Source organism: uncultured Campylobacter sp. (assembly GCF_938017705.1).
Taxonomy (GTDB): domain Bacteria; phylum Campylobacterota; class Campylobacteria; order Campylobacterales; family Campylobacteraceae; genus Campylobacter_B.
On the sequence record NZ_CALIIS010000004.1, the window covers coordinates 1 to 3,305 of the forward strand.

The window sequence follows — 3,305 nt, forward strand, 5'->3', positions numbered from 1 at the left end:
TTATTGCCGCGCGAAATTCCGAGCCGCGGCAACCCGTATATTTGATAAATAGATTTCGCAGCGCAAATTGCATTGCTGGCAAATTTAATTTATCGCCGCACAAAATACTATCCGCGCAAATTTAGCGCGGCGCAAAGTCCTTCGCCGCGCAAATTCATAGCGTATTAAACACCCTATCTCCCGCGTCTCCGAGGCCCGGCACGATATATTTTTGCTCGTTTAATCTCTCGTCGATCGCCGCGGTAAAAACCTCGACCTGCGGGTAGATCTCGCTAAATTTATGAAGCCCCTCGGGCGCTGCGATGATGGAGATAAATTTGATCTTTTTGACGCCGTTTTTCAGCAGAAATTTAACCGCATCGATCGCCGTACCGCCGGTCGCAAACATCGGATCGATGATGATTGCGGTGCGCTCCGCGGCGTCTGTAGGCAGCTTGGCGTAAAAAAACTCCGCCTGCGCGGTCTTTTCGTCGCGCTGAAAGCCTAAAAATCCCACGCTAGCGTCTGGCATGAGTTTAAATACGCTATCTAGCATCCCCAGCGCGGCGCGCAAAATCGGGCAGATCATGATCTTCGTGGCGAGCTTATACGCGCTGGTTTGCGCCACGGGCGTATGCACGCTCACCTCCCGCAGCGCCAGATCGCGCGTGGCTTCGAACATCATCAGGTAGCTGATCTCATCGACGAGCATGCGGAACTGAAACGGATCGGTCTCTCGATCGCGCAGGATCGTGAGCTTATGCTCGATCAGCGGGTGCTTGATCAGCCTCACGTTAGACAGCTCGCACGCGGTTTGGTGCGTACATTTTTGGCTTTGGCTCATTTTCTCTCCTTAAATTTACTGAATTTTGCGCCCTTTTAGGCATTTTGATCGCATATTTTAGCGCGAGCTTTTGCGCCATGGCGCTGAAATTTCGACGATAACGGCAACGCGATTTTAAATTTAGCTCATTTTAGCTCGCAATGCACGCGTTACGTTTAAATTTAGCTCGGCGGCTCGCTTTAAATTCAGCGCTTTTAAAAACGCAGTGCTTTAAATTTAGCTCTCGCGTGCGCTTTTGATTTAGCCGCTATTTAAACAGGGTGCGCTTTTTATCGGCACTGAGCGCTACTTTTCAGCAAGCGCCCGCGGCGTAAATTTCATCTGCGAAATTATCGTCTGAGGCGGCTTTAAATTTACTTAATGCTCGCGCTCGTGATCCAAATTTTAAAATTCCCCGCTATCTTGCGCGCCGATAAAATTTTAATTTCATACACGCTGATCGCCCCGCAAACGAGCTGAAATAAATCGAGCATATTCTCAAATTTAGCCCGCCGCAAGCGGTTAAATTTGCCGTGCCGAAGCGATCAAAATTTAATAGCCCTACTCTTTCACCACGCGCAGGAACGAATACACGTCCTGCACCCCGGGCGCGTGCGTCGCGTACCAGATCGCGTGCTTTTCGTGCTCGATGTCGCTTACCACGCCGCTAAATACCACGTCGCAGCCTACGATCGCCACGCGCACCGCAGTACCAGAAACGTCGGTATCGGAAAAGAGATTTTTCTTTAAATTTGTAAAAATTTCAAACGAATTGCACGGATACTCGGGCTTTTTGACGCGCAGATAGGTATGCACGCGCCGCACGCCTTCGGTTTGTCGAGCCAAAGCAAGCAGCGGCTCGCGCATCGCTTCGCTATCCAGTAGCCCGATGAGATAGACCTCGCCGTAGAAGCACTCGACCTCTAAATCCCAGCTGCTAAGGCCTTTGGTAAATAGAATTTTGCTTTGGATTTTAGTCTGGATTAGCTTATCGCTAGCGACCTCGCTGACGCTGCGGCGATCGCGCGCTACGGAGTAGATGTCGTATACGCTAAGCGCGTTGCCCGCGGGCGCCAGCGGAGCCGCGCACGAGCTAAATAGCACCGCACTCGCGCTCAAAAACACCGCCAAAATCGCTAGAAACAGAACCCTCAAACCCTCTCCAATCTCGTTTAATTTCTAATTATCTCAAGCTGGCTGCCGACTCCGCTTTTTAAATTTAGCCCCGCAGGCGCCGTTTTATCGCAGCTTAAAATTTTGCACTGCGAGATTCCGCCCAAACCGCGCGCCGTAAAATTTTACAATATAAATTTTAAAATTTACGTTGTAATTCGCACGGCTTGCAGAATTTTGCGCTTTCGCCACGGCGGAATTTCGCGAGCAGTATTTGTAGCCGTAAAATTCTACGCGGCTAAATTTTCATTGCAAATTTGCCTCTGCGAAATTTTGCATGGTAAAATTTCTCAAGGCGAAATTCGCCTCTATAAAATTTTATATTTCAAAACCTGCACCCAAAATTCCGCCCGGTCGCGGCTAATTCGTCGTAAGCCCGCCGTCTATCGCAAATATCGCGCCGCTGACCCACTTCGCCGCGTCCGACGCCAAAAACACCGCCGCATCGCCGATGTCCTGCGCGCTGCCGATTTTGCCGAGCGGATAGATATTTTGCACCATCTGTTCAAACGCCTCGCGCCCCTGCGGGCTAAGCGCGCTTAAATTTCGCTCAAACTGCGGCGTCAGCACGCTTCCTGGCGCTATGGCATTAACGCGAATGCCGAGTTTGCCGACCTCGAAGGCAAGCGATTTGGTGAAAGAATTTAGCGCGCCTTTGGTGATCGAATACGCCGTCGTAGTGCGTCCTACGAGCATTCGGTTCGCAAAATACGACGAGATATTGATCACGCAGCCCTTGCTAGCCGCAAGCGCGCCCAAAAGCCCCTGAGTAAGCAGATATGGCGCTTTGACGTTTAGGTTTAGATGGGCATCCAGCAGAGCTTCGTCGGTCGCCTCAAAGGGTGCGAATTTTCCCAGTCCGGCGTTATTTACAAGGATATCTATCTTAAGGGGTAGCGCTAAAATGCGCTCGCAAAGGCCTTTTATCGTTTTGCTTTGCGCCAAATCCGCCTCTATCGCGTAAGCTTTCACGCCGTAACCGCCTAGGTTCTCCTGCGCGATTTTTAATTTCTCCTCGCTTCTGCCTAGCAGGATCAAATTTGCGCCCTCTTTGGCGAAACACTTTGCGATGCCAAGCCCTATGCCGTCGCTTCCGCCAGTGATTACGGCGGTTTTGCCCTCTAATCGTTTCATACTTTTCCTTTATTTGATACGTAAATTTATGCTTTAAAAATTTGAGCGAGACTTACGGATCTTGCAAACTTCGAAATTTTGTAGGCTTTAAAATTTTATGGCGAAGCGAAATTTCGTCTATAAAATTTTACTAATTTTAAAATTCTACCGATAAAATTTCACGGCAAAATTCCATCGTAAAGCTCGCGGTGGAATT

The 3,305-nt window shown here is 49.6% G+C and carries 3 protein-coding genes; all 3 read right to left on the reverse strand.

What is annotated here, in order from left to right:
- Positions 1 to 154 precede the first annotated feature (154 nt).
- The 3 genes from upp to Q0605_RS00165 all read right to left on the reverse strand — a co-directional run bounded on the left by upp (position 155) and on the right by Q0605_RS00165 (position 3,109).
- Positions 155 to 781, reverse strand: a complete 627-nt coding sequence (upp, locus tag Q0605_RS00155) for a uracil phosphoribosyltransferase (protein WP_298703189.1) — start codon at positions 779 to 781, stop codon at positions 155 to 157.
- Positions 782 to 1,363: 582 nt separating this feature from the next.
- Positions 1,364 to 1,957, reverse strand: coding sequence for a BON domain-containing protein (locus Q0605_RS00160; RefSeq protein ID WP_297943487.1), 594 nt, complete (start codon positions 1,955 to 1,957; stop codon positions 1,364 to 1,366).
- 378 nt (positions 1,958 to 2,335) lie between these two features.
- Positions 2,336 to 3,109 carry an SDR family oxidoreductase gene (locus Q0605_RS00165; RefSeq protein ID WP_298703187.1) on the reverse strand — a complete coding sequence of 258 codons (774 nt, stop codon included), beginning with the start codon at positions 3,107 to 3,109 and terminating at the stop codon, positions 2,336 to 2,338.
- Positions 3,110 to 3,305: the final 196 nt, after the last annotated feature.

Excerpts from the sequence above, each read along its gene's own strand:
- Q0605_RS00165 (WP_298703187.1), bottom strand. The coding sequence starts at position 3,109 with ATGAAACGATTAGAGGGCAAAACCGCCGTAATCACTGGCGGAAGCGAC.